The sequence below is a fragment of the Phormidium tenue FACHB-1050 genome (assembly GCF_014696925.1).
Lineage (GTDB): Bacteria > Cyanobacteriota > Cyanobacteriia > Pseudanabaenales > Pseudanabaenaceae > Pseudanabaena.
Map to the genome: position 1 here is coordinate 56188 of NZ_JACJQY010000012.1, position 19860 is coordinate 76047.

Annotated in this window: 19 protein-coding genes; 9 read left to right on the top strand and 10 right to left on the bottom strand. The window is 41.9% G+C overall.

The window, feature by feature from the left end; genetic code table 11:
- Nucleotides 1–184: 184 nt before the first annotated feature.
- Both H6G05_RS09855 and H6G05_RS09860 read right to left on the bottom strand, forming a co-directional pair.
- On the bottom strand, nt 185–637 hold the full coding sequence (locus H6G05_RS09855; RefSeq protein WP_190578012.1) for a hypothetical protein: 453 nt from the start codon (nt 635–637) through the stop codon (nt 185–187).
- Between the two features lie 108 nt (nt 638–745).
- Nucleotides 746–1375: a response regulator transcription factor gene (locus H6G05_RS09860; RefSeq protein ID WP_322096347.1), complete on the bottom strand. Its 630-nt coding sequence runs from the start codon at nt 1373–1375 to the stop codon at nt 746–748.
- A gap of 268 nt (nt 1376–1643) precedes the next feature.
- Here H6G05_RS09860 and H6G05_RS09865 point away from each other — a divergent pair, with 268 nt between their 5' ends.
- On the top strand, nt 1644–2699 hold the full coding sequence (locus H6G05_RS09865; protein ID WP_190578014.1) for a T4 RnlA family RNA ligase: 1056 nt from the start codon (nt 1644–1646) through the stop codon (nt 2697–2699).
- 32 nt (nt 2700–2731) lie between these two features.
- On the opposite strand, the gene H6G05_RS09870 is transcribed toward H6G05_RS09865, so the two are convergent.
- From H6G05_RS09870 to H6G05_RS09885, 4 genes are all read right to left on the bottom strand, one after another.
- A complete protein-coding gene (locus tag H6G05_RS09870; protein WP_322096346.1) occupies nt 2732–3217 on the bottom strand; it encodes a PPC domain-containing protein in 486 nt (161 codons plus the stop codon).
- Nucleotides 3214–4041 carry a segregation/condensation protein A gene (locus H6G05_RS09875; protein WP_190578015.1) on the bottom strand — a complete coding sequence of 276 codons (828 nt, stop codon included), beginning with the start codon at nt 4039–4041 and terminating at the stop codon, nt 3214–3216. Before H6G05_RS09875 ends, H6G05_RS09870 begins: the two co-directional genes overlap by 4 nt.
- 102 nt (nt 4042–4143) lie before the next feature.
- On the bottom strand, nt 4144–4491 hold the full coding sequence (locus tag H6G05_RS09880) for a lipopolysaccharide assembly protein LapA domain-containing protein (protein ID WP_009627360.1): 348 nt from the start codon (nt 4489–4491) through the stop codon (nt 4144–4146).
- A gap of 221 nt (nt 4492–4712) precedes the next feature.
- Nucleotides 4713–5015, bottom strand: a complete 303-nt coding sequence (locus H6G05_RS09885) for a hypothetical protein (RefSeq protein WP_176453218.1) — start codon at nt 5013–5015, stop codon at nt 4713–4715.
- Between the two features lie 231 nt (nt 5016–5246).
- Here H6G05_RS09885 and H6G05_RS09890 point away from each other — a divergent pair, with 231 nt between their 5' ends.
- Nucleotides 5247–6104, top strand: coding sequence for a fructosamine kinase family protein (locus H6G05_RS09890; RefSeq protein WP_190578016.1), 858 nt, complete (start codon nt 5247–5249; stop codon nt 6102–6104).
- A gap of 121 nt (nt 6105–6225) precedes the next feature.
- On the opposite strand, the gene H6G05_RS09895 is transcribed toward H6G05_RS09890, so the two are convergent.
- Together H6G05_RS09895 and sufR are read right to left on the bottom strand one after the other, a co-directional pair.
- On the bottom strand, nt 6226–6462 hold the full coding sequence (locus tag H6G05_RS09895; RefSeq protein WP_094536202.1) for a NifU family protein: 237 nt from the start codon (nt 6460–6462) through the stop codon (nt 6226–6228).
- 128 nt (nt 6463–6590) lie between these two features.
- The gene (sufR, locus tag H6G05_RS09900; protein ID WP_190578017.1) at nt 6591–7334 is read right to left on the bottom strand and encodes an iron-sulfur cluster biosynthesis transcriptional regulator SufR; all 744 of its coding nucleotides are present in this window, start codon (nt 7332–7334) and stop codon (nt 6591–6593) included.
- A gap of 280 nt (nt 7335–7614) precedes the next feature.
- Between sufR and sufB the strand changes: the two genes are divergently transcribed.
- From sufB to H6G05_RS09930, 6 genes are all read left to right on the top strand, one after another.
- Nucleotides 7615–9051: a Fe-S cluster assembly protein SufB gene (gene sufB / locus H6G05_RS09905; protein WP_190578018.1), complete on the top strand. Its 1437-nt coding sequence runs from the start codon at nt 7615–7617 to the stop codon at nt 9049–9051.
- Nucleotides 9052–9098: 47 nt separating this feature from the next.
- Entirely contained in the window at nt 9099–9524 is a 426-nt protein-coding gene (locus H6G05_RS09910; RefSeq protein ID WP_190578019.1) for a DUF29 family protein, read from the top strand.
- A gap of 18 nt (nt 9525–9542) precedes the next feature.
- A complete protein-coding gene (locus H6G05_RS09915; protein WP_190578020.1) occupies nt 9543–9998 on the top strand; it encodes a DUF29 domain-containing protein in 456 nt (151 codons plus the stop codon).
- A gap of 44 nt (nt 9999–10042) precedes the next feature.
- Nucleotides 10043–10825, top strand: coding sequence for a Fe-S cluster assembly ATPase SufC (sufC, locus tag H6G05_RS09920; protein WP_190578021.1), 783 nt, complete (start codon nt 10043–10045; stop codon nt 10823–10825).
- On the top strand, nt 10825–12225 hold the full coding sequence (gene sufD / locus H6G05_RS09925; protein ID WP_190578022.1) for a Fe-S cluster assembly protein SufD: 1401 nt from the start codon (nt 10825–10827) through the stop codon (nt 12223–12225). Before sufC ends, sufD begins: the two co-directional genes overlap by 1 nt.
- A gap of 111 nt (nt 12226–12336) precedes the next feature.
- Nucleotides 12337–14505 carry a lytic transglycosylase domain-containing protein gene (locus H6G05_RS09930; RefSeq protein WP_242025381.1) on the top strand — a complete coding sequence of 723 codons (2169 nt, stop codon included), beginning with the start codon at nt 12337–12339 and terminating at the stop codon, nt 14503–14505.
- A gap of 67 nt (nt 14506–14572) precedes the next feature.
- Here the strand turns inward: H6G05_RS09930 and H6G05_RS09935 are convergent, their stop codons facing one another.
- Both H6G05_RS09935 and chlG read right to left on the bottom strand, forming a co-directional pair.
- Entirely contained in the window at nt 14573–15847 is a 1275-nt protein-coding gene (locus tag H6G05_RS09935; protein WP_242025382.1) for an efflux RND transporter periplasmic adaptor subunit, read from the bottom strand.
- Between the two features lie 135 nt (nt 15848–15982).
- Complete coding sequence (gene chlG, locus H6G05_RS09940) at nt 15983–16969, bottom strand: chlorophyll synthase ChlG (RefSeq protein WP_190578023.1); 987 nt, start codon at nt 16967–16969, stop codon at nt 15983–15985.
- A gap of 1439 nt (nt 16970–18408) precedes the next feature.
- On the opposite strand from chlG, the gene H6G05_RS09945 reads away from it, so the two are divergent.
- Complete coding sequence (locus H6G05_RS09945; RefSeq protein WP_190578024.1) at nt 18409–19854, top strand: protein kinase domain-containing protein; 1446 nt, start codon at nt 18409–18411, stop codon at nt 19852–19854.
- Nucleotides 19855–19860 lie beyond the last annotated feature (6 nt).

Consider the following 19860-nt stretch of genomic DNA (forward strand, 5'->3'; position numbering starts at 1 on the left):
TTTAAAACCCTTACTTGTTTTGTTTTTTTAATTCCCAAAAGTGTTGCTACACTTTAAACCCAAAAGATGAGTGGCGGCGCGAAGCGCCGCCACTCATCTTTTGGGTTTTGATTTTTCCTAGATATCTCTTACGTTGCTATAGCTATAAATATAAAAAAAGCGGACATTACTTTGTCCGCTTTTTTTATGAATCCATGTGACGTGTCAATATTGCTTCCATTGTGCTTTCGAGATTTTGACCCGCAATAATCCCACTAGCTAAAGAATAAATATTATTATCTCGACGGTAAAGAGTCTGAAAACCCGTTCGCATTTTTTTGTCACCCATTACCCAATAACGTTGAATAATCGATTCTGGTCCAATTATCCCCTCTCCTTCAACCTTGCCCAGAGAGCTATCATCAACAACAAAGGTAAACCGACGCTCATCTGAGTCAATTCTTCCTTTATAAGCCATAGTTAATTCATCGCGATCGCTATCGGGAAAAGTCAACTTAGTGACCATAGTGAACCAAAAATTATCTCTTGACCAACCTACTAAAGTTCTACCCTTGACTTGAATTGGCATGGAGTCTCGCTCAACCCAATTACCTTCGAGAGTCCATTTCCCAGGTTGCACTAAAAAGGTATGCGCCACGGTTTTACTCTGTTTTGTTGCTCTGTAGATCAGCCTTAATTATATAGCGTTATTACCAATCGCTATAGGATCTACAAAGTAAAGACGGCACATAGCAGCGTTTTTACCTTAATTTACCAATCCTGATCTTAGAGCGACAACTGCGGCTTGGACGCGATCGTCAACAGATAACTTATTCATAATCCCGCGCACATGAGTTTTAATCGTGTTGGGGCTAAGGTAGAGAGTTTTCGCGATTTCAGGGTTACTCTTGCCTTCAACAATTAATTTCAGCACTTCTAATTCCCGTTGCGATAGGTGCGAAGTATTTTCTGGTTGAGTCGGTGGCTTGAGATGATCCATCACTTTGCGAGCAACTTGAGGATCGAGATAGGTTGCCCCATCTTTAGCGGCGGCAAAGGCTGCCAAAAGACTTTCAGTAGATGTGCCTTTGACACAATAGGCATCGGCTCCACTCGACAGTGCCGCAATAATTTCGGTGTCATCGGTATGGGAGCTAAGCATCACAATATGAACATTAGGTGAAGCAGCCTTGATTTTCTGAGTTGCTGAAATTCCATCTAGTCTAGGCATTCCAATATCCATCACAATGATGTCAGGCTGTAATTCCTGCGCCATTTTTACACCGATATAACCATCTTCTGCAATGCCAATTACAGTAATATTTGGCTGTTGAGAAAGTGATTGCTCTAATCCAAGTTGGATCAGTGGATCATCTTCAACAATCAGGACTTTCAAAGGTTTCGATGCTGTAGCCACAGTCATAATTCTAAATTTCTCTAAATTTAGTTTGATTGCTTTGATTATATAGTAAAAAGAGAAGAGGAATACTTTGTCTCTCTTCTCTCGGCAATTCTCATTATAAAAAATCGGTTTTGATGAAAGTCAGCCGACGGCTGACTTTCATCAAAACCGATTTCAAGGTTTTCAGCACCTGCGGTGCTGAAAATTAGCAATTCTCCCTATCGTATGATTGCGATAATTTAAAATTATTAAGGACTATAGAATGAGTGCCATCAATTTGGAGAAAATCGATCAACTAATTACTGAAGGATATATCACCAAACGCCCTCATTCTAGTGGTGAGCTATTTATCTATAACTACACAGCCAAAGCGCAGTACGATCGCCTATGGACTCCTGAAACGATTCAATGTCGAGGATTAATTCTTAATCGTGATGGAGCGATCGCTGCTCGACCTTTATCCAAATTCTTTAATCTGCAAGAACATAAAGAAGCTATTCCCGCAGAACCTTTTGATGTGTATGAGAAGATAGATGGCTCTTTGGGGATTTTATATTGGTATCAAGATCAACCCTATATCGCTTCTAGAGGCAGCTTTAACTCTGACCAAGCCATTAAAGCCAACCAAATCTTGATATCACAGTACTCCAACGCAATTCCATTACTAGATCGATCGCTAACCTATCTATTTGAGATTGTCTATCCTGCTAATCGCATAGTCGTCGATTATGGAGACTTTGAAGGTTTGGTATTATTGGCAGTAATTGAAACTGCATCGGGAACAGAACATGCCATTGAGTCGTTTCAACATTTGGGATTCCCAATTGCGAAAAAGTATGATGGCTTAAAAGATCTAGAAGCGATCGCAAGCCTCAATAATCAGAACCAAGAGGGCTTCGTAATTCGCTTTGCCAGCGGGTTAAGACTGAAGTTTAAGTTTACTGATTATGTGAAATTGCATCGTGTACTGACTCAAGTTACTAGCAAAGTAATTTGGGAAATGTTGCGCGATCAAACTCCCTTTGAGGATATTTTAGAGCGAGTTCCCGACGAGTTTTACAATTGGGTAAAAGAAACTAAGGCAAACCTCATCGCTCAATATCAACAAATTGAAGATGCTGCCAAGGCTGACTTTGAGAGGATTATTGCTATTGCTGACCGAGGCGATCGTAAAGAGATGGCAAAGCATATTTTAACCTGCCAAAATCACACGATCTTGTTCTCTCTACTAGATGGCAAAGACTATAGTGATTACATTTGGCGAACTATTAAGCCAGCCCATGAAAAACCTTTTATGGATAATGATGAAGCATCATAATCCTAAAATAGTTGCGGTGCAAAGCACCGCAACTATTTTAGGATTTGGAGCTTATTGACTCTCAGCGTAAACTTACCGCCACTACTCCCCCCAAAAGACGAAACTCTAACAATGTAATTTCCCGATTGACGTATTTTAAAAAAGATCAGTGAATTGGTGCTATCACCGACAGCATCATCATTTTCGGCAACAACTTCACCTTTATTATCCAACAGACTCAATACCGTATCAAAATTTCCAGAGTTTACTGCTATTTCCAAACGCTCATCTTTTTGAACATTAATTATGTAGTCTCGGGCAAACCCTTTCTGACCTGTCGGAATATCTTTATCCGTAAGAATATCATTCACGTCTACACCACTAGCGATCGCAGTTGGTTTATAAATAGTGCTGTTTACCTGCGCTAAAGACAAAGACACATGACTAGTTAGACTGAGGAAGATTACACCTACTCCCACAAAAAATTTCTTAATCAAGTGTTGAGGACGATGATAGTCAGACAAAATTAGATGTTTCACGAAACTTCTTTTAATTCAGCGAATTTCAATTGTAACTGAGTAGAGTCTATTGTGGAATTAGCTGAACTATTAGGAAATGGCAATTCTTTGATCGTTGGTGATTTGATCGTTGGCACAATCTGAATTTTGCCATAAAACTCTGATTGAAATAACTCAACTTTGGATTGAGAAGACATTAACAATAAGCCCCAAAATACACCCACCCGATCATTAAATACTGCTGCTAGATCAGATATCTCAATCTCTTCATCAGGATGCATCAAAAAATAACGCTCAATCTCCTCCACCATTTCCGATAAATTTTCTTTGTGCGCTAGCTGCGCGATCGCCTTCATGGCAGCCTTACGCGCAACTTTGCTTTGGCTTGGGCGTTTGGTGGGTTTACTAGTTTTGCGATCAACAATTTCAGAGATCGCCTCAATCTGCGCGATTAACTCTTCTAGGGTGATCCGTCTCGCCTTTGGCGGCAAAGCCACAGGCAAGCGGCGCAACCGTTTATCAAAATCCGTGGGCAAGCGCATTGAGTCGGTGACAATCTCTTCATCTAATTCACCCTGTTCATCATCGGTATTAGCCTCTTGCTCATAGGCTGATTGCATATCCGACAAGGAGTTGGCTTTGAGTAAGACCAACATCGATGCGTAGAGCATTGCCTGACCTGAATCATATAAATCGCGGCGATCGCTGACAATTAACCGCGACAAAAAGCGATCGACTACATCGATCACCTGCACATCCCAAGGATCAATCTCGCCTCTTTCTGCAAGATCAATGAGGAGGGCAATGGCATCTTTGGTAACTGATTCAGCGATCGATAGGGTCATGGAGCTTACAAGAAGCGGATGTTTAAAAATATCACCGATTGCGATGAAATAGCCAGAAAATCTAATTTGAGTAAAATAAAGGGCGCATCTGCGCCCTTTATTTTAGTTTTTAGACTTGTCTTCATCGATCTCAACATCGATCGCTGAGGCGGAAACTAAGCGCTTACGCTCCTCAATCTCCACGCTTAAATTCTGCACAGTTTCTTGCAAATTCTGGATCTGCACATTTTTATTCCGCATTTCGATCGATTTTTGTAATCCCGACCAGACGCTAAATATCCAAGCTAAAACTGCACCTAACCCCATTGCTAAGATCAATTCGACGGAGATCGGAGCAGCGACTTTAAGCTGAGGGATGATTTGGATCGATGCGGGTGACGTATTTTCTAAGGCAAACAGGACTAAAGCAAGAGCAACAATAAAAAAGACTACAAAATTAATCTGACGCACAGTAGTTAAAACCTCTTTACTAAATTCTTAGCTAATGGTTTAGCAAACAATGCTCATATTGTCTACAGTAACTAAAAGAGTGTAGCAATTCCCATTATGAAACTGATTTTGTTGTTTCCAGCGCCAAAGGCGCTGGAAACAACAAAATCGGTTTTTTGAGAATTGCTACAAGAAGAGTGGGCGCTAAGCGCCCACTCTTCTTGTAGCAAATTGCACTCAAATTAAGCTTTGATTGCAGTTTTGCGGACACCTGATATTTTGGAATTATTTTGTTTGATTTCCTCTTCTGTTAGAGGCACAATATCAATGTGATTAAATAATGTCGTAACGAACGTGAAGAGTAAAAAAGGGAGAGAAGTTACCACAATCAAACCCACTGCCCCAAAAGAATAAATGGGCTTACTCATTAGCGAAAGCGCTGATGCTAAAGCCGCAAAAATTACGCCTAACCAGACAATTACCTGACCCAAAATATCACTGAGGGTGAGGGTACAAACAAAGCGGTATTTACCAATGTCATTCATCATATTTCACCAACTTAGGATAATTTTTAAGGCTGTACTACAATCCTAAATTTTTTAGAAGAGCGACGCTTTGCGTCGCTCTTCTAAAAAATTTGGATTTGGGCTTATCGAAATTTACTGTAATCAATCAATTAATAGTGTTAGTTCTCAGTATACGAACCGTCTCTAGATTTTAGGGTTACGTTTTATTGAGAATGATCTCTCCAACTCTACCGAATTGTGGACAAAATTATGTGGGATGAAATCGCGATCGCCATTTCGCAAGCAACGGGAGAGCGCTTTATCAGCGATCGCCGTCAAGCTCAATCTGGCGGCTGCATCAATCAAGCAACTCGAATATCCGATGGTCGGCGGCAATTTTTTGTAAAGTCTAATACCGCTAACTATTTAGATGTGTTTGTTGCTGAAGCGATCGCCCTCAAGCAAATGTATGCTACCCAAACAATTCGCGTGCCACAGCCAATTTGTTGGGGGATCGCTAATGATGTGGCTTACTTAGTAATGGAAAATCTTGACTTAGGCGATCGTCAAGATTGGGAAGCGATGAGTCAAAATCTGGCGGCGATGCATCGAGTAACTAGCGATCGCGGATTTGGCTGGGAACGTAACAATGTGATTGGAGCAACGCCACAGATTAATAACTGGACTCATAGTTGGCTTGATTTTTGGATTGAATATCGGCTTGCCTTTCAGTTTAATTTGGCTAAACGCAAAGGTTGGCGCAGTAATATTCCCGAAGAAAAAGTTTATAAGGCTCTGTCGCGATTTTTTGATGATTACCAACCCCAGCCTTCAATGGTGCATGGTGATCTCTGGGGGGGCAATGCTGCTTTTGTCAATGGGGAACCTGTGATTTTTGATCCTGCTTTATATTTTGGCGATCGCGAAGTTGATCTTGCCATGACCGAGTTATTCGGTGGATTCCCATCGCAGTTTTATCGAGCCTATCAAGTAGCTTATCCATTGGATTCAGGCTATCAACAGCGCAAGACTCTTTATAATCTCTATCACATTCTCAATCATTTCAATCTCTTTGGGGGAGGTTATGGCTCCCAAGCTAATCGCATGATTGAGACTATAGTAATCTAAACCAGATAAGTGGCGGCGTGAAACGCCGCCACTTATCTGGTTTAGATTTGTCCGACCAAAATAAATAGAGTCGGCGCTTCGCGCCGACTCTATTTATTTTGCTTGTAAGTAGCTAAGAAACTTAAAAAACTTGTTCGATTTCATCAATTTCAGGAATCTCTTCTTTTAACTTGCGTTCAATACCCATTCTGAGAGTCATTGCTGAACTAGGACAAGAACCACAAGCACCTTGCAAACGTAATCTCACAATTGGTCCTTCGATTTCCACAAGTTCTACATTGCCTCCATCAGACATCAAATAGGGCCGCAATTCATCAAGAACATTCTCAACATTATCTCTGGTTAAAGTTAAACTCATATTTTTTCCTTGATTTATCTCAAAACTACTAGGGTTAAGGAATATGACGCAAAATGTCACATTCTCTATAAACCATAACTACTAATATCTATGCTAATCGAAATCATCTCTCTTTGTGAAGTTATCCGCTAACAGCTAACACCTTGCTCTCGAATTAAATATCCACAACGATGTTCGCCATCAACCATCCAGTGAGTTCGCTCCACTGGACAATCTAGTACCGTCGCAAACATTTCTAATTCATGCCCACAAACGCTGGGAAAAGATTCCGCCACATGGGCGATCGCACAGTTATATTCCGTAAAAATAAAACTTTGATTTTTCCCTTCTACAGGAAACCATTCCGTTACATAGCCTTCAGAACGGCGGATCTCCGCTAATTTCTCTAGTCTTTGTTTTAGCGAACCTCCTCCAAGTTGCGATTTATAATTTTGCGCCTTGCGTTGCCATTGCTTTTGCAACACCTCAGATACTTGTTCTTTGCCTAATGTATCGATCAGCGTATCTAAGAAATTTACGGCAAACTGGTTATAGCTATCGGGAAAGCGATCGCGTCCCGCCACTGTTAAAGCGTAAATAAATTGAGGACGACCCATGCCCACCTGCTCAGCAGTGTGATAGATCAGTCCCTCAGCCTCCAAATCCTTTAAATGCTTCCGAATTGCTTGGGGACTAATATCCAGCCGATCTGCCAAATCTTGGGCGGTCACTTCGCCACGCTTTAGCAAATGCTGCAAAATATCTTGCTTAGTGTCATGTTTAGTTTCAGGCTTGGCATCGCTTTTATCTACGCTTGTATTTAACTGATGATCTTTAGGATCTAGCTTTAGGTTTGGCGTAATGATCTCAGCAACGCCGATGGGAGTTTTCATGAAATAAGCTCCTGATGGCAATTCGAGCAATTGATCATATAAGCAAAACCCAAGAGAAAATTGCGATGCTTCGCATCGCAATTTTCTCTTGGGTTTTGCTTGATATTAATGACCATGATTATGTGTTGAAGTTGTAAAGTTATAAAAAAATTGACTTTGACAACTTGTATGTTGCTAATGTACCGTACAATGAGTAAAGAAACAAGCAAGTTGTTTTAGTCCCGTAAATTTAATACGAAGCATTAAATTTACACATCAACTATTAGGAGCCTTAACTGACATGACTGCAACGGTTCAAGCACTTGTCAACCAACCATACAAATACGGATTTGTTACGTCTATTGAGTCGGACACGATTCCTCGCGGGCTTAGCGAAGATGTCGTCCGCATGATTTCGGCTAAGAAAAATGAGCCAGAATACATGCTGGAATTTCGCCTCAAAGCGTATCGCCAATGGTTAAAGATGCAAGAACCGACTTGGGCGCATGTGGATTATCCAGCGATCGATTATCAAGATATCGTCTACTATTCCGCACCTAAGCAGTCCAAGAAAAAGGCAAGCCTTGATGAGGTTGATCCCGAATTGCTGGATACCTTCGAGAAGTTAGGTATTTCCCTGAATGAACAAAAACGTCTCGCCAATGTTGCCGTTGACGCGATCTTTGACAGCGTTTCCGTGGCGACGACCTTTAAAAAAGATTTAGCCAAAGTCGGCGTAATTTTCTGCTCGATCTCCGAAGCGATGCATGAATACCCCGAACTCATCAAAAAATATTTAGGAAGCGTTGTCCCGATCGCTGACAACTACTTCTCCGCACTCAATGCCGCCGTATTTAGTGATGGTTCCTTCGTCTACATCCCCAAAGGCGTGAAATGCCCCATGGACTTGTCCACCTATTTCCGCATTAATAATGGCGATTCTGGACAGTTTGAGCGTACTCTCATCGTTGCCGAAGAAGGAGCTTATGTTAGCTATCTTGAAGGCTGCACAGCACCAATGTTTGACACTAATCAACTCCATGCTGCTGTGGTCGAAATCGTCGCCCTCGATGACGCTGAAGTAAAATATTCCACCGTGCAGAACTGGTACGCTGGCGATAAAAATGGCAAAGGCGGAATTTATAATTTCGTGACCAAGCGGGGCTTGTGCCAAGGCAAGAATTCTAAGATCTCTTGGACTCAAGTAGAAACTGGCTCGGCAATCACTTGGAAATATCCTAGCTGTGTCTTAGTCGGCGAAAATTCCGTTGGTGAGTTTTACTCGGTTGCGCTGACAAATAACAAACAACAGGCTGATACAGGCTCGAAAATGGTGCATATCGGCAAAAATACCCGCAGCAAAATCGTTTCTAAAGGTATTTCCGCAGGTGGTTCCCAAAATAGCTATCGTGGTTTGGTGAAGATTTCGCCAAAAGCAGAAGGTGCAAGAAACTATTCTCAATGCGACTCAATGCTGATCGGTGACTGCTCACAGGCAAATACTTTCCCCTATATCCAAGTCCAAAATAATACCGCCAGAGTTGAGCATGAAGCTTCCACTTCTAAGATTGGCGAAGAGCAACTCTTCTATTTCCAACAACGCGGTATTGCGGTGGAAGATGCAGTCTCAATGATTATTAGCGGCTTCTGTAAGGAAGTATTTAACGCTTTGCCAATGGAGTTTGCAGTTGAGGCAGATAAGCTTTTGGCTCTGAAGTTAGAGAATAGCGTGGGCTAAAATAAAGTTGACGCGAAGCGTCAACTTTATTTGTATGTTACAAGATTATGGAAGAACTCATAGAACTGCGATCGCTAATTCTGAGAGGAGATACCCAATCTGCTCTGATGCTGATCGATGAGCTAGAAGAGATGAGCAAAGACGATAAGATTAATAAAATTGAAAGTTATGCTGTGATTCTCTTGCTACATCTAATCAAGCAGTCTGCCGAAAAGCGTTCTACAAGTTCTTGGGATGTGTCAATCCGTAATGCTATTTTCTCAATTCAACGTACTAACAAACGGCGTAAGGCTGGTGGTAATTATTTAAGCGATCGCGAACTTCAAGAAATTCTTTACGAGGCATATGATCGCGCTTTAGACAATGCGAGATTAGAGGCATTTGGTGGTGCGTATGATGCGATCGCCCTTGGTAAAATGATAAATCAGTCGGAAATATTGAAACGTGCGATGCAATTATTAACTACGGTTTAAAACTATGGAGGTGTGGAAATGCTAGCAAATCCTAAAATAAATCTTCAAACAGACTGGAAGATGATGGCAATTAACTCCCATTTTCAAACCGCAGAAGCTGCTCAATCTTTGCTCCAGCAAGGACAAACAGAAGCAGCAAAAGCTGCACTGAATGCACTAGTTGAGGCAATGTCAAGGTCAGAACGTCAAGCTCTTAAAAGTCAATTAATTCGCTTAATGATGCATATTATTAAGTGGCAGACCCAACCAAATAAGCGCAGTCGTAGTTGGATTGTTTCTATTCTTGATGCGCGTGATGCGATCGAGGAAAGTCAAGAAGAGATGCCTAGTCTCAATCGTGAGTTTATCGAATCGCTTTGGGATCAGGCTTTGATCAAAGCAAAGCGTAAAGCCGAAGCTGAGATGGGTTGTAAATCAAATATTTCTTCGCTAACTTGGAAAGAAGTTTTTGAAGATGAATATGTCAGTATGTAATCCGAAAAGCATTACAATTGAAGTTAACTGTTAAAAGAAAAGAGATGATTGTCGAAAATAGTGAAGTGATTTTGTCGGTCAAGGATTTGACTGCGGAAGTGGATGGAGTCCAGATCCTTAAAGGATTAAATCTCGAAATTAAGGCTGGCGAAGTCCATGCAATTATGGGGCCGAACGGATCAGGCAAAAGTACTTTCTCCAAGGTATTGGCGGGACATCCTGCCTATACCGTCACAGGTGGTGAAATTTGGTATAAGGGCAAAAATCTCTTGGATTTAGAACCTGAAATTAGATCTAGAGAAGGAATATTTTTAGCTTTTCAATATCCATTGGAAATCCCAGGGGTAACTAATTCTGATTTCTTGCGTTTGTCCTATAACAATTTACGAAAGCACAAGGGCTTAGAAGAGTTAGATATTATTGATTTTGATGACTTTATTCAAGAAAAGTTGGAAATCGTAGAAATGAATCCTAGCTTTTTGAGTCGTAGTGTCAATGAAGGATTTTCGGGTGGCGAAAAGAAGCGTAATGAGATCTTGCAAATGGCTATTCTTGACCCTACTTTAGCAATTCTGGATGAGACTGATTCAGGGCTAGATATTGATGCTTTGCGGATTGTGGCGGGTGGTGTAAATAAGCTTTCCACACCTCATAATTCTTCCCTAGTCATTACCCACTATCAGCGATTGCTCAATTACATTATTCCTGACTTTATCCATGTTATGGAAAATGGCAAGATCATCTTGACTGGAGATAAAGACTTAGCTCTAGAGCTAGAAGAGAAGGGCTATGACTGGCTCAAAGAAGAAGAGGCGGTGTTGGCATAATGGCTATTCAAGTTTCTGAACAATTAGAAGATCAAGCAGAATTTAAGGATGCGTTAAGTACGCGCAGTAAGTTGGCTGTAAATAGTAAACAATTTGTAGCTCAAGTTGTGGGGCTAAGTTCCGATATTGCTAGTCCTGATAAGGAGACTAGTGATTTTGTGGGCAAACTGCGTCAATTGGCTAGCGATCGCCTAGAAACCCTTGCTTTCCCCACCACAAAAGACGAAGAATGGAAATATGCCGATGTTTCGGTATTAGGTAGTTTGTCTTTTGCCAATCAACCAGTGCTTGCTTCTCGTAGCACTAACCTTGAAGCCTTAATTGCCAATAGTATTGCACCAGAATCCTTAGGAAATTGTCTGGTATTTGTGAATGGGAAGTATCGCAATGATTTATCAGATGCTAGCGATGTAACTGAAGGCTTGGTTATTGGCACATTAGCCACCCTTGGCGATCGCATTTTGCCGAAGTTGCGATCGCACCTCGCACAGCATCCCGATGCTAATGATTATTTTGCGAGTCTCAATACAGCTTGCATGGAAGATGTCGCCATTATTCTCGTCCCTAAGAATCTGGTGGTTGATAATCCTGTGCAATTGATTTTTATCTCTGCTCCCCAAGTAGGAAAATCAGCTTTAATTACCCAGCCCCGTTGTTTGGTAATTGCGGAATCCCATAGCGAATTGACCTTTGTGCAAACTTTTGTGGGTGAGAATCATCAAGCCTATTTCACTAATGCGGTGACGGAAGTTTGGCTAGCAGAAGGCGCTCAGGTCAATCATACGAAGGTGCAAAGACAAGGTAATGAAGCGATTCATATCAATACCACCGCGATCGCTCAAGCCAAAAATAGCGTCTATAAAAATCAATCAATTAGCTTTGGCGCAAAAATTTCTCGTCAGAACTTGATTGTGCAACAGATGGCAGCACAAACGGAGACTTCGCTCACAGGGCTAGCCTTTCTTGATGGTGAACAGCTTGCCGATACTCATTCTGTAATCTCTCATAACTATCCGCACGGATCGAGTAAGCAGTTGCATAAATGCATTGCCGATGGACGTTCCCATGCTGTTTTTAATGGCAAAATTCAAGTTGCAAAGCTTGCTCAACAAACAGACTCTGCACAGCTAAGTCGTAATCTGTTGCTATCTGGCAAGGCGCGAGTGGATACCAAACCGCAGTTAGAGATTTTTGCGGATAATGTCAAATGCGCTCACGGTGCAACGGTTAGCCAATTAGATGCCGAAGAAATCTTCTATCTCCAAAGTCGGGCGATCGATGCTGAAAGTGCGGCGAATTTGCTCACCTATGCCTTTGCAACGGAGGCGATCTCCCAAATTCCGATTGTGTCGGTGCAGCGCTCGCTTAGTAACTTTGTGCTTGAGAAAACCAAAGCCTAAAATATAAAATAAAAAAGAAGCGACGCTTTGCGTCGTTTCTTTTCATGCTAAAAGTGCTATAAGTCAACCTGTGAAAAATGTTAGGATGCTCAGCATCAAGAACGTATCGGGATGAGAAAATTAATGCGTTGGTCAATCGTGCTTATGCTCAGTGCTACATTAGCAGGAGCTAGCGCCCCACTAATCACAGCCTCTTCAGAGTCTGATCTGACATTGAACGCTAGCCTAGCAAATAGCCGAGATAACAAATCCTTTGATCCACTAACCTATACCCCTATTGATCAGAGACTTGCCAAACTAGAAACGCAGGCGAAACAGCAAAGTTCTGGTAATACCGATATTGACCGTGTTCGCGCTCGGATGGTGATTGCGGATATTCATCTCAACAACCGTAAGCCCCGTGAAGCGATCGCCGCCCTTGATAAATTGGAAACAGAATATCCAATTTTGGCTGATTACGTTCTGCTCAAACGCGCACAGGCGCAAACCCAACTCCGCGATCTCCCATCGGCAACCGCAACTTGGCAACAAATTTTAGCTAAATTCCCTGATAGTCCTGCGTCCGCCGAAGCAATGTTTGCTCTTGGACAAAATCAACAGCTTTTACAGAACTTTCCATCTCATCCCCGATCTCAACAAGTTGCATTGCGTCTACACGCACAAACACCAAATCGAGTTGATTTGATGGTGCATCTGGCGACTTATTTTAGTGATTCTAAAGAGATTGTGCCAATCTTAAATCGTCTAGTGGCGAGTTCACCATCACTGACAGCCGATCAATGGTGGGCGATCGCTGAGGGCTATTACAATAATTTTGAATTTGGCAAAGCTGCCAATGCTTATAGTCGCGCCACAGTCAATCCCAGCACTGCTTACAATTACGCGCGTAGTCTCCATCGCGGCAAACAAATTGATGCGGCGATCATTGCTTACAATCGCGTTGTTCAGCAGTTTCCCAAAAGTCCCCAAGCGCCTCGCGCTCTGATTCGGATTACGCAAATTGACTCACCCCAAGCAGCGATCGCCGCTACAGATCGCATTGTCGCAAATTATCCTGATACCGCAGGGGAAGCTCTAGGGATTAAGGCTGCAATTTTGCAAGATAAACTTGGAAGTCCTAAAGCAGCTAGCGATGTTCGCAATCTATTATTAAGTCGCTATGGTAGTAGCAACGATGCGGGAGAATTGCGTTGGCGCATTGCCAAGGGGCAAGCAAGAAGTGGACAAATAAAGAATGCGATCGCCACAGTTGACGCATTGATTGCCAATAGTCCTAACAGTGACTTCACGGCTGAGGCAAGCTTTTGGTCTGGTAAATGGGCTAATCAAATTGGTGATAAAGCTAAAGCCAAGACTTTATTTGAATTTACCATCCGTCAACATCCTGATTCTTACTATGCGTGGCGATCGGCAAGTTCGCTCGGTTGGAATGTCGGTACTTTTACCACAGCAAGGTATGTTGCACCCGCGATCGCTTTACCCAGTGCTAGACAGCCTTTGCCTGCTGGATCAGCCAAACTACAAGAGCTATATATTCTCGGTCTAGATCGGGATGCGCGATCGCAATGGTTAACGGAATTGCGTGGTAAGCGTAATCTGGAACCAAAGGAAATCTTTACGGATGGTGTATTAAGGGTCGCCAATCAAGATAACCTGATGGGTATCAGAACTCTTGAAAGTCTGAATTGGATTGATGTTTCCAATGCTCAAAAAGCAGAAATAGTGCAACTGAAGCAGCATCCTGCCTATATCCATTCTCTCTATCCATTCCATTATTGGGATTTAATTTCCAACTGGGCAAATGAACGCAAGCTTTCCCCTGCCCTAGTCATCGGTTTAATGCGCCAAGAATCTCGCTTTGAGCCACAAATTCGGTCTCGTTCTGGAGCGATCGGCTTGATGCAAATTATGCCAGATACAGGCTCATGGATTGCTAGCAAAAAGGGCGTGAATAGCTATAACCTTGATCGACCAGAAGATAACATCAATTTTGGAACTTGGTATCTAGACTATACTCATGGTCGCTATGGCAATAACTCGATGCTGGCGGTAGCTAGCTACAATGCAGGGCCTGGGGCAGTGGGCAGATGGGTGGAAGCAAGGGGCGTAGGCGATCCCGATGAGTTCGTCAATAATATTCCCTATGACGAAACTAGAGATTATGTGTCCAAGGTTTTAGGTAACTATTGGAACTATCTCCGTTTGTATTCTCCTTCCGTCCAGAAACAGATTATGGCTTTAGAACAGTCTAAAAATCTCAATGCTAACTCTAAGTTTTAATGGATTTTTGATGGTGCGGATTCGCCGCACTAAGCAATAAAAAAAGCCTCGCTTTGCGAGGCTTTTTTTATTGCTTAGGAGCATCAGGTAATGGTGCGATCGGCGCTCCATTTTGTAGTTGGAGAATGCCTGAAACCACAATCTTGTCGTTAGGCTTTAAGCCTTCTAATACCTCTTGCTTATTGCCAGTGATTTTTCCTAGTTTGATCGGTTTTTGGTTAGCGACCAATTGCGTTTTACCATTAGCAGAACTATTTTCTGCTACAAAGATAAAGTCTTGACCACCAAGACGAGAAATAGCGGAGGTTGGCACTAACACGCCAGAACGCGAAGCCCAAATTAATCGCGCCCTCACAAACTGATTAGCTTTGAGTTGATTAGTTCCATTATTAAAATTAGCTTTTACTAAAACTGATTGGGTTTGAGGATTGATACTTGGTGAAATAAAAGCCACATTCCCTTTGACTAGAGGCTTATCCTGAGCATCCAAAAGCTCCACTGATTGCCCCATCTTCAGACGTGGTGCATTTTCAAGGGGAACCGAAATCTGTACTTCTAAAACTTGATTTTGGGTAACCGTTGTCAATTGTGTGGTGCTGTTCACATTGTCACCAACCTTGATGGGAATATCGCCAACAATCCCCGCAAAGGGGGCAGTCACGGTATAAAAATCTAGTTGCACTTCTTCTTGTATAGCACCAGCACGAGTTTCTTCGATTCTAGTAGCGGCACTGTTAATACTCGCTTGTTGAGCATTAATCTGAGCGTCAATCTGACCTAGTTCCGCCCTTGCATTTCTTAGACTATTTGCAACTTCGTCAAGTTTTTGTTTGGCTGTCGCACCTTCTTGGGTCAATTTAGAAAAGCGATCAAATTCCTTTTGATTAAAATCGACACTGGATAAAATTGATTCTTTACGGGCGCGTAATTGAGCCAGTGTTGCCCTTGCACTTTCAAAATCTGCTTGAGATGTTGCTACGGCAGCTACCGATCGCTGAACAACGGCTTGCTGCCTAGCGGGGTCAATCCGTAAAATTGGCGCACCTGCTTCCACGCGATCGCCTGCCTTAACAAAAATTTCCTGCACATAGCCATCAACTCGCGGCTGTAACGTTACCGATTGGCGTGATTGCAAATTTGCCACATAATCAGAGCTATCTGTAACTATGCCTGATTCTACGGGGGCGATCGGTACAGGAACAGCGCCAAATCCGCCACCTTGAGGAGCATTCGCCGAGCAAGAAACTAGCAAAGTACCGATCACAGCGACTAAGCCCTTGCTCAATGATTTATCTAATCGGTTGTTCGACAATTGCTGTCTTCGGACTTTATGGTTAATCATGAATATTGGCAAATTTTCTCTGATGTATCGGTTCTCTTTGCATACAGATGATAAGCAACATTCAGCATCACTAAATCACCCTGTAGGGGCTATTTTCCTTCAAGCATAAAGGGACGCGAAGCGTCCCTTTATGCTTTAGATACCAGCATGTCCCATCGCAATCCCTGCGACTAACATGCCAATTACCAGAAATGGTTGAGCGCTAGCCTGATATTTCACATCATTCTTGAGGGGATCACGCAGGAAGTACATATCTTGGAATGTAATTTGCGGAATCACTAATAGCACGATCAAACTTGCTAATAATTGTTCGCCAACGGTAACTAAATAAACAGCAATGCCAATTTGGAAGACATCGATCGCCGTTGCTGAGAGTAAAGCTGCCTTCTGCACTCCAAACATCACGGGCAAAGATTTTAATCCCAATTCGCGATCGCCTTCTACACTCTTGAAGTCGTTAACTACGGCAATCCCTAAACCTGCAAAGCTGTAAATCAAAGTGACAACTACTACTGTCCAGTTGAGATGTCCGTAGAGTGCATGACCTGCCCACCAAGGCAAAGCAATATAGCTAGCTCCGAGAGCATAGTTACCCAGCCAGCCATTCTGTTTAAGTTTTAAAGGTGGTGCTGAGTAAATGTAGGCAACCAATGAACCACCAAGGGCTAACTTGGTCATGATAAAGTCGGCATGACCTGCGGTGATATCGAGGATCGCCGCTACCCCAATACCACCGAGCAACAAAATCCAAATCTGAGCAATGACTTGATTGAGGGGAATTGCTCCTGATGGAATCGGACGGTATGGCTCGTTAATTGCGTCAATTTCGCGATCGTAATAATCATTGATCGTCTGGGTATAGCCTGTCAGTAGGGGACCTGACATGAGCATACAAAGTAGCGATCGCAATACGTTTTCAATTGACCATGTAAAGTCACCAGAGGAGGCTGCGCCGCAGAGTACGCCCCACATTAGGGGTATCCATGTAATCGGTTTCATCAATTGCAAGCGGATCTTCCAGATCGAAGCTTCTTTAATGTCCGCACCTTTCATTCCGAGCATTTGGCGGGTACGGGCTTCGCGAGACTCGCTCGCTGGTACGTCAGGGGTTGGAGACGACATATTTACAAAAATTTATAGACTTGCGGTTGATTATAGCTTTTAGGCGATCGCTATAACTTGTATTTCAAGTACCAAATGGCTATTTGGCAATATTCACTGTAATAACCATTTGCATCTTTATCACTCAAATCATTGATAACTTTTTATCTAATATTTGCAGTCCAAGTTGTGTTTGGAAATTTTTTCCGAAGTTGATCAAGGACAACATCCAAAGCAACTTTACGATTCTTTTTTAGAAATTCGAGATTTAAGTTTAGAGTTTTATTCAAATCTAGATTGATAGATTCATCAGTAGAATAAATTTCCCCGTCGGGACGATAGAAGTATCAATTTCTGTAAAGCTAGGATTCAAGTCATAGAATGAGTTTCCTTTAGCATTTCTCTGAACTCGTAGAACTCTAAGTGTTAATTCAAATAATTAAGTTGTCCAGACAATCGATAAATATAGCACTCCTAAATCATCTGCAAGAAAGACAAAGGGCTTAAGCCCCTTATTATAAGCTTTAGCTCCTCACGATTTATTTGGGATACTATGTCCGAAAAAATTCAGTCATGAGCCTTGAACATGATTAATGATTTAGAGATATTTTGGAAAGCTGTAAGTTCAGGTAAGTTAATATATTACTGAAATTCTAGTTTTGACATAGTAGTTATAGCTTATTGACAAAAAACTATGAGTATTCAAAAAATTGAAACAGTAATAAAAAAGCTATCTATATAATGAATTAGTTAACCTAGCAACATGGCTGATAGATTACCATGATCAAATATGGGATCAGCAAATAGAAGAATATCTGGATTCTCGAAAGCTTGACCAATTAGTTAGATGAAATTAATAGCGAGTACGAAGCAAGGCTAGTGCTTGTTTGACTTGGTTTCATGACTTGGGTGGTAGCCTTGCAAAGGCGAGAATCAAATTCTCCTGCTTTGTAAAAGGCAGTTAGAGGCGTGTAAAAACTTCTCAAATACGCTCTTAGATTGACTAGTATTTTAGCAATTAAGCTAAGAACTTGAGTTCTTGACCTATTTGCTAGAATCTACTTCAGATGACTACAGATTACTTCTAAGCAAATTGTTTCAAAGTTTTTGCACTTTGAGCAACAATTGCTAATGCTGATAAGGCGATCGCCAATAGTCCTCACTAGATCTATCAATTATAGCCATCTATATTTTTTTGCTAACAATTTTTGCAATCTCCCAAAGTGATAGGTTAGGGCGCTTTGCGCCGCTAACCTATCACTTATATGGTTGACATTTGACGATAGCTTTACATGATTACTAGACTCGTTGCGATATAATGGGCGAAATTGCTAAAAAGCTTGCCTAGACTACATTTTAATGTTTTTTAATACAAAACTTCTGAAACATGTATTGCAAGAAGATTTCAAGACTTTTGAGCTTATATCCCAACAGGGCTAAACATTGGAGTTGATGAAGTTATGCAAACGCAATATTCAACTTATCGCACATTACTTGCTCCTGTCTCTGGGCATGGACTTTCTGAAGCGGAAGCACAAGATATCTTGCGGCAAATACTTCCTCACCTAATCACATTGCACGATCGCAAACAAGCACATGGCTCAATTTCTCTAGATACAGTTGCCTATGACTACGACCGTATGGAGATTATTCTACTAGCTGCCAACGGGACAAACCAACCAATTTATCTAGCCCCAGAAGTTTTGCAAACGCAACAAGCAAACCCCACAGCTGATATTTATGCGATCGGTGTAGTAATTATCGTGTTGCTTACAGGCTTTCCCCCTGAAGCACTAAAAACATCAAACAATACATGGAATTGGCAAGAACTTTGCACGGTCGGTGAGCAGTTTAAGCAAATTCTCAATACAGCTCTCTCGGCTGAGCCTGCCTTTCGCTACAGTAACGCAGGACAAATGCTGCAATCCCTACAACCTGTTATTAACCCTTCTGAATCCACGATCACCTCTCTAGCTGATTATCGTGGAACTCTCTTATTACCATCGTCTCTTCTTTCAAACTTGTCGTCCAACCAATCCTTATTACCAACTCCCTTAGCTACAGAGCCAAATCCTCTAGAAACATCGATTTCAGGAATAAATAATAGCCATAAAACCAAAAAACTTAAGGTAAATTACTTCAATTCCCAAATTTATCGAAAAGCAAAGGCTGCTAAAAATCAATCTAAATCAACCATCAAAGACTTAACACGAGTCCTCCTTACTATGCTTTTAGGTGGCGGAGTTACGGTTAGTGTTGTAGTTGGATCTTACTTTTATATACAGTCTAAAGATGCTAATAATGGCAGTAGAAATCTAGAATTTGCCAATTCTGCAAATCAATCAATGGATCAAGCGATCGCCCGTATTGATGAGGAAAGAAAGTCTGATGATGACATAGACAAATTAATTACTTTAGCCAAAAATAAATATGAAACTAGCGGTGATTTGACGGAATCAAAGATGATTTTACAGTCCATACCTTTAGATAGTCGCATGAGAGCCAAAGCTGATCAACTCTTAGCTCAATGGGAGCAAAATCTTAAGAAAGACAACAACTTAGCCCAAAAAGTAGATAAACCAACAAAAGATGGACAACAATGGCAAGCCATGATCAATACCGTTAAAGGAATTTCACCGACTTCCTATTGGCAGTTACGGGGCAAAGCAATTTTAGAAGAAGCGAAGCAAAAGCTATCTAGCCCTGCGTTACCATCCTCTCAATCCGTTGCAACCCCTCCACCAAATGTAGAGACTCCACGAAGTCCAACTTCAGAACCCTATAATCCACCTCCAGAAATATATACCTCTCCCTCAGAACCCTATAACCCTCCTCCAGAACCCTATAACCCTCCTGTACAAAGAGCAACTTCACCATTACCACCAGCACCCCGCGTTGCTCGATAAAATCTC

Excerpts from the sequence above, each read along its gene's own strand:
- H6G05_RS09875 (WP_190578015.1), bottom strand. The coding sequence starts at position 4,041 with ATGACCCTATCGATCGCTGAATCAGTTACCAAAGATGCCATTGCCCTC.
- sufR (WP_190578017.1), bottom strand. The coding sequence starts at position 7,334 with ATGAAAACTCCCATCGGCGTTGCTGAGATCATTACGCCAAACCTAAAG.
- sufC (WP_190578021.1), top strand. The coding sequence starts at position 10,043 with ATGATTGTCGAAAATAGTGAAGTGATTTTGTCGGTCAAGGATTTGACT.
- H6G05_RS09930 (WP_242025381.1), top strand. The coding sequence starts at position 12,337 with ATGAGAAAATTAATGCGTTGGTCAATCGTGCTTATGCTCAGTGCTACA.
- H6G05_RS09915 (WP_190578020.1), top strand. The coding sequence starts at position 9,543 with ATGCTAGCAAATCCTAAAATAAATCTTCAAACAGACTGGAAGATGATG.
- H6G05_RS09865 (WP_190578014.1), top strand. The coding sequence starts at position 1,644 with ATGAGTGCCATCAATTTGGAGAAAATCGATCAACTAATTACTGAAGGA.
- H6G05_RS09935 (WP_242025382.1), bottom strand. The coding sequence starts at position 15,847 with ATGATTAACCATAAAGTCCGAAGACAGCAATTGTCGAACAACCGATTA.
- chlG (WP_190578023.1), bottom strand. The coding sequence starts at position 16,969 with ATGTCGTCTCCAACCCCTGACGTACCAGCGAGCGAGTCTCGCGAAGCC.
- H6G05_RS09890 (WP_190578016.1), top strand. The coding sequence starts at position 5,247 with ATGTGGGATGAAATCGCGATCGCCATTTCGCAAGCAACGGGAGAGCGC.
- H6G05_RS09895 (WP_094536202.1), bottom strand. The coding sequence starts at position 6,462 with ATGAGTTTAACTTTAACCAGAGATAATGTTGAGAATGTTCTTGATGAA.
- H6G05_RS09910 (WP_190578019.1), top strand. The coding sequence starts at position 9,099 with ATGGAAGAACTCATAGAACTGCGATCGCTAATTCTGAGAGGAGATACC.
- H6G05_RS09885 (WP_176453218.1), bottom strand. The coding sequence starts at position 5,015 with ATGAATGACATTGGTAAATACCGCTTTGTTTGTACCCTCACCCTCAGT.
- sufB (WP_190578018.1), top strand. The coding sequence starts at position 7,615 with ATGACTGCAACGGTTCAAGCACTTGTCAACCAACCATACAAATACGGA.
- sufD (WP_190578022.1), top strand. The coding sequence starts at position 10,825 with ATGGCTATTCAAGTTTCTGAACAATTAGAAGATCAAGCAGAATTTAAG.
- H6G05_RS09945 (WP_190578024.1), top strand. The coding sequence starts at position 18,409 with ATGCAAACGCAATATTCAACTTATCGCACATTACTTGCTCCTGTCTCT.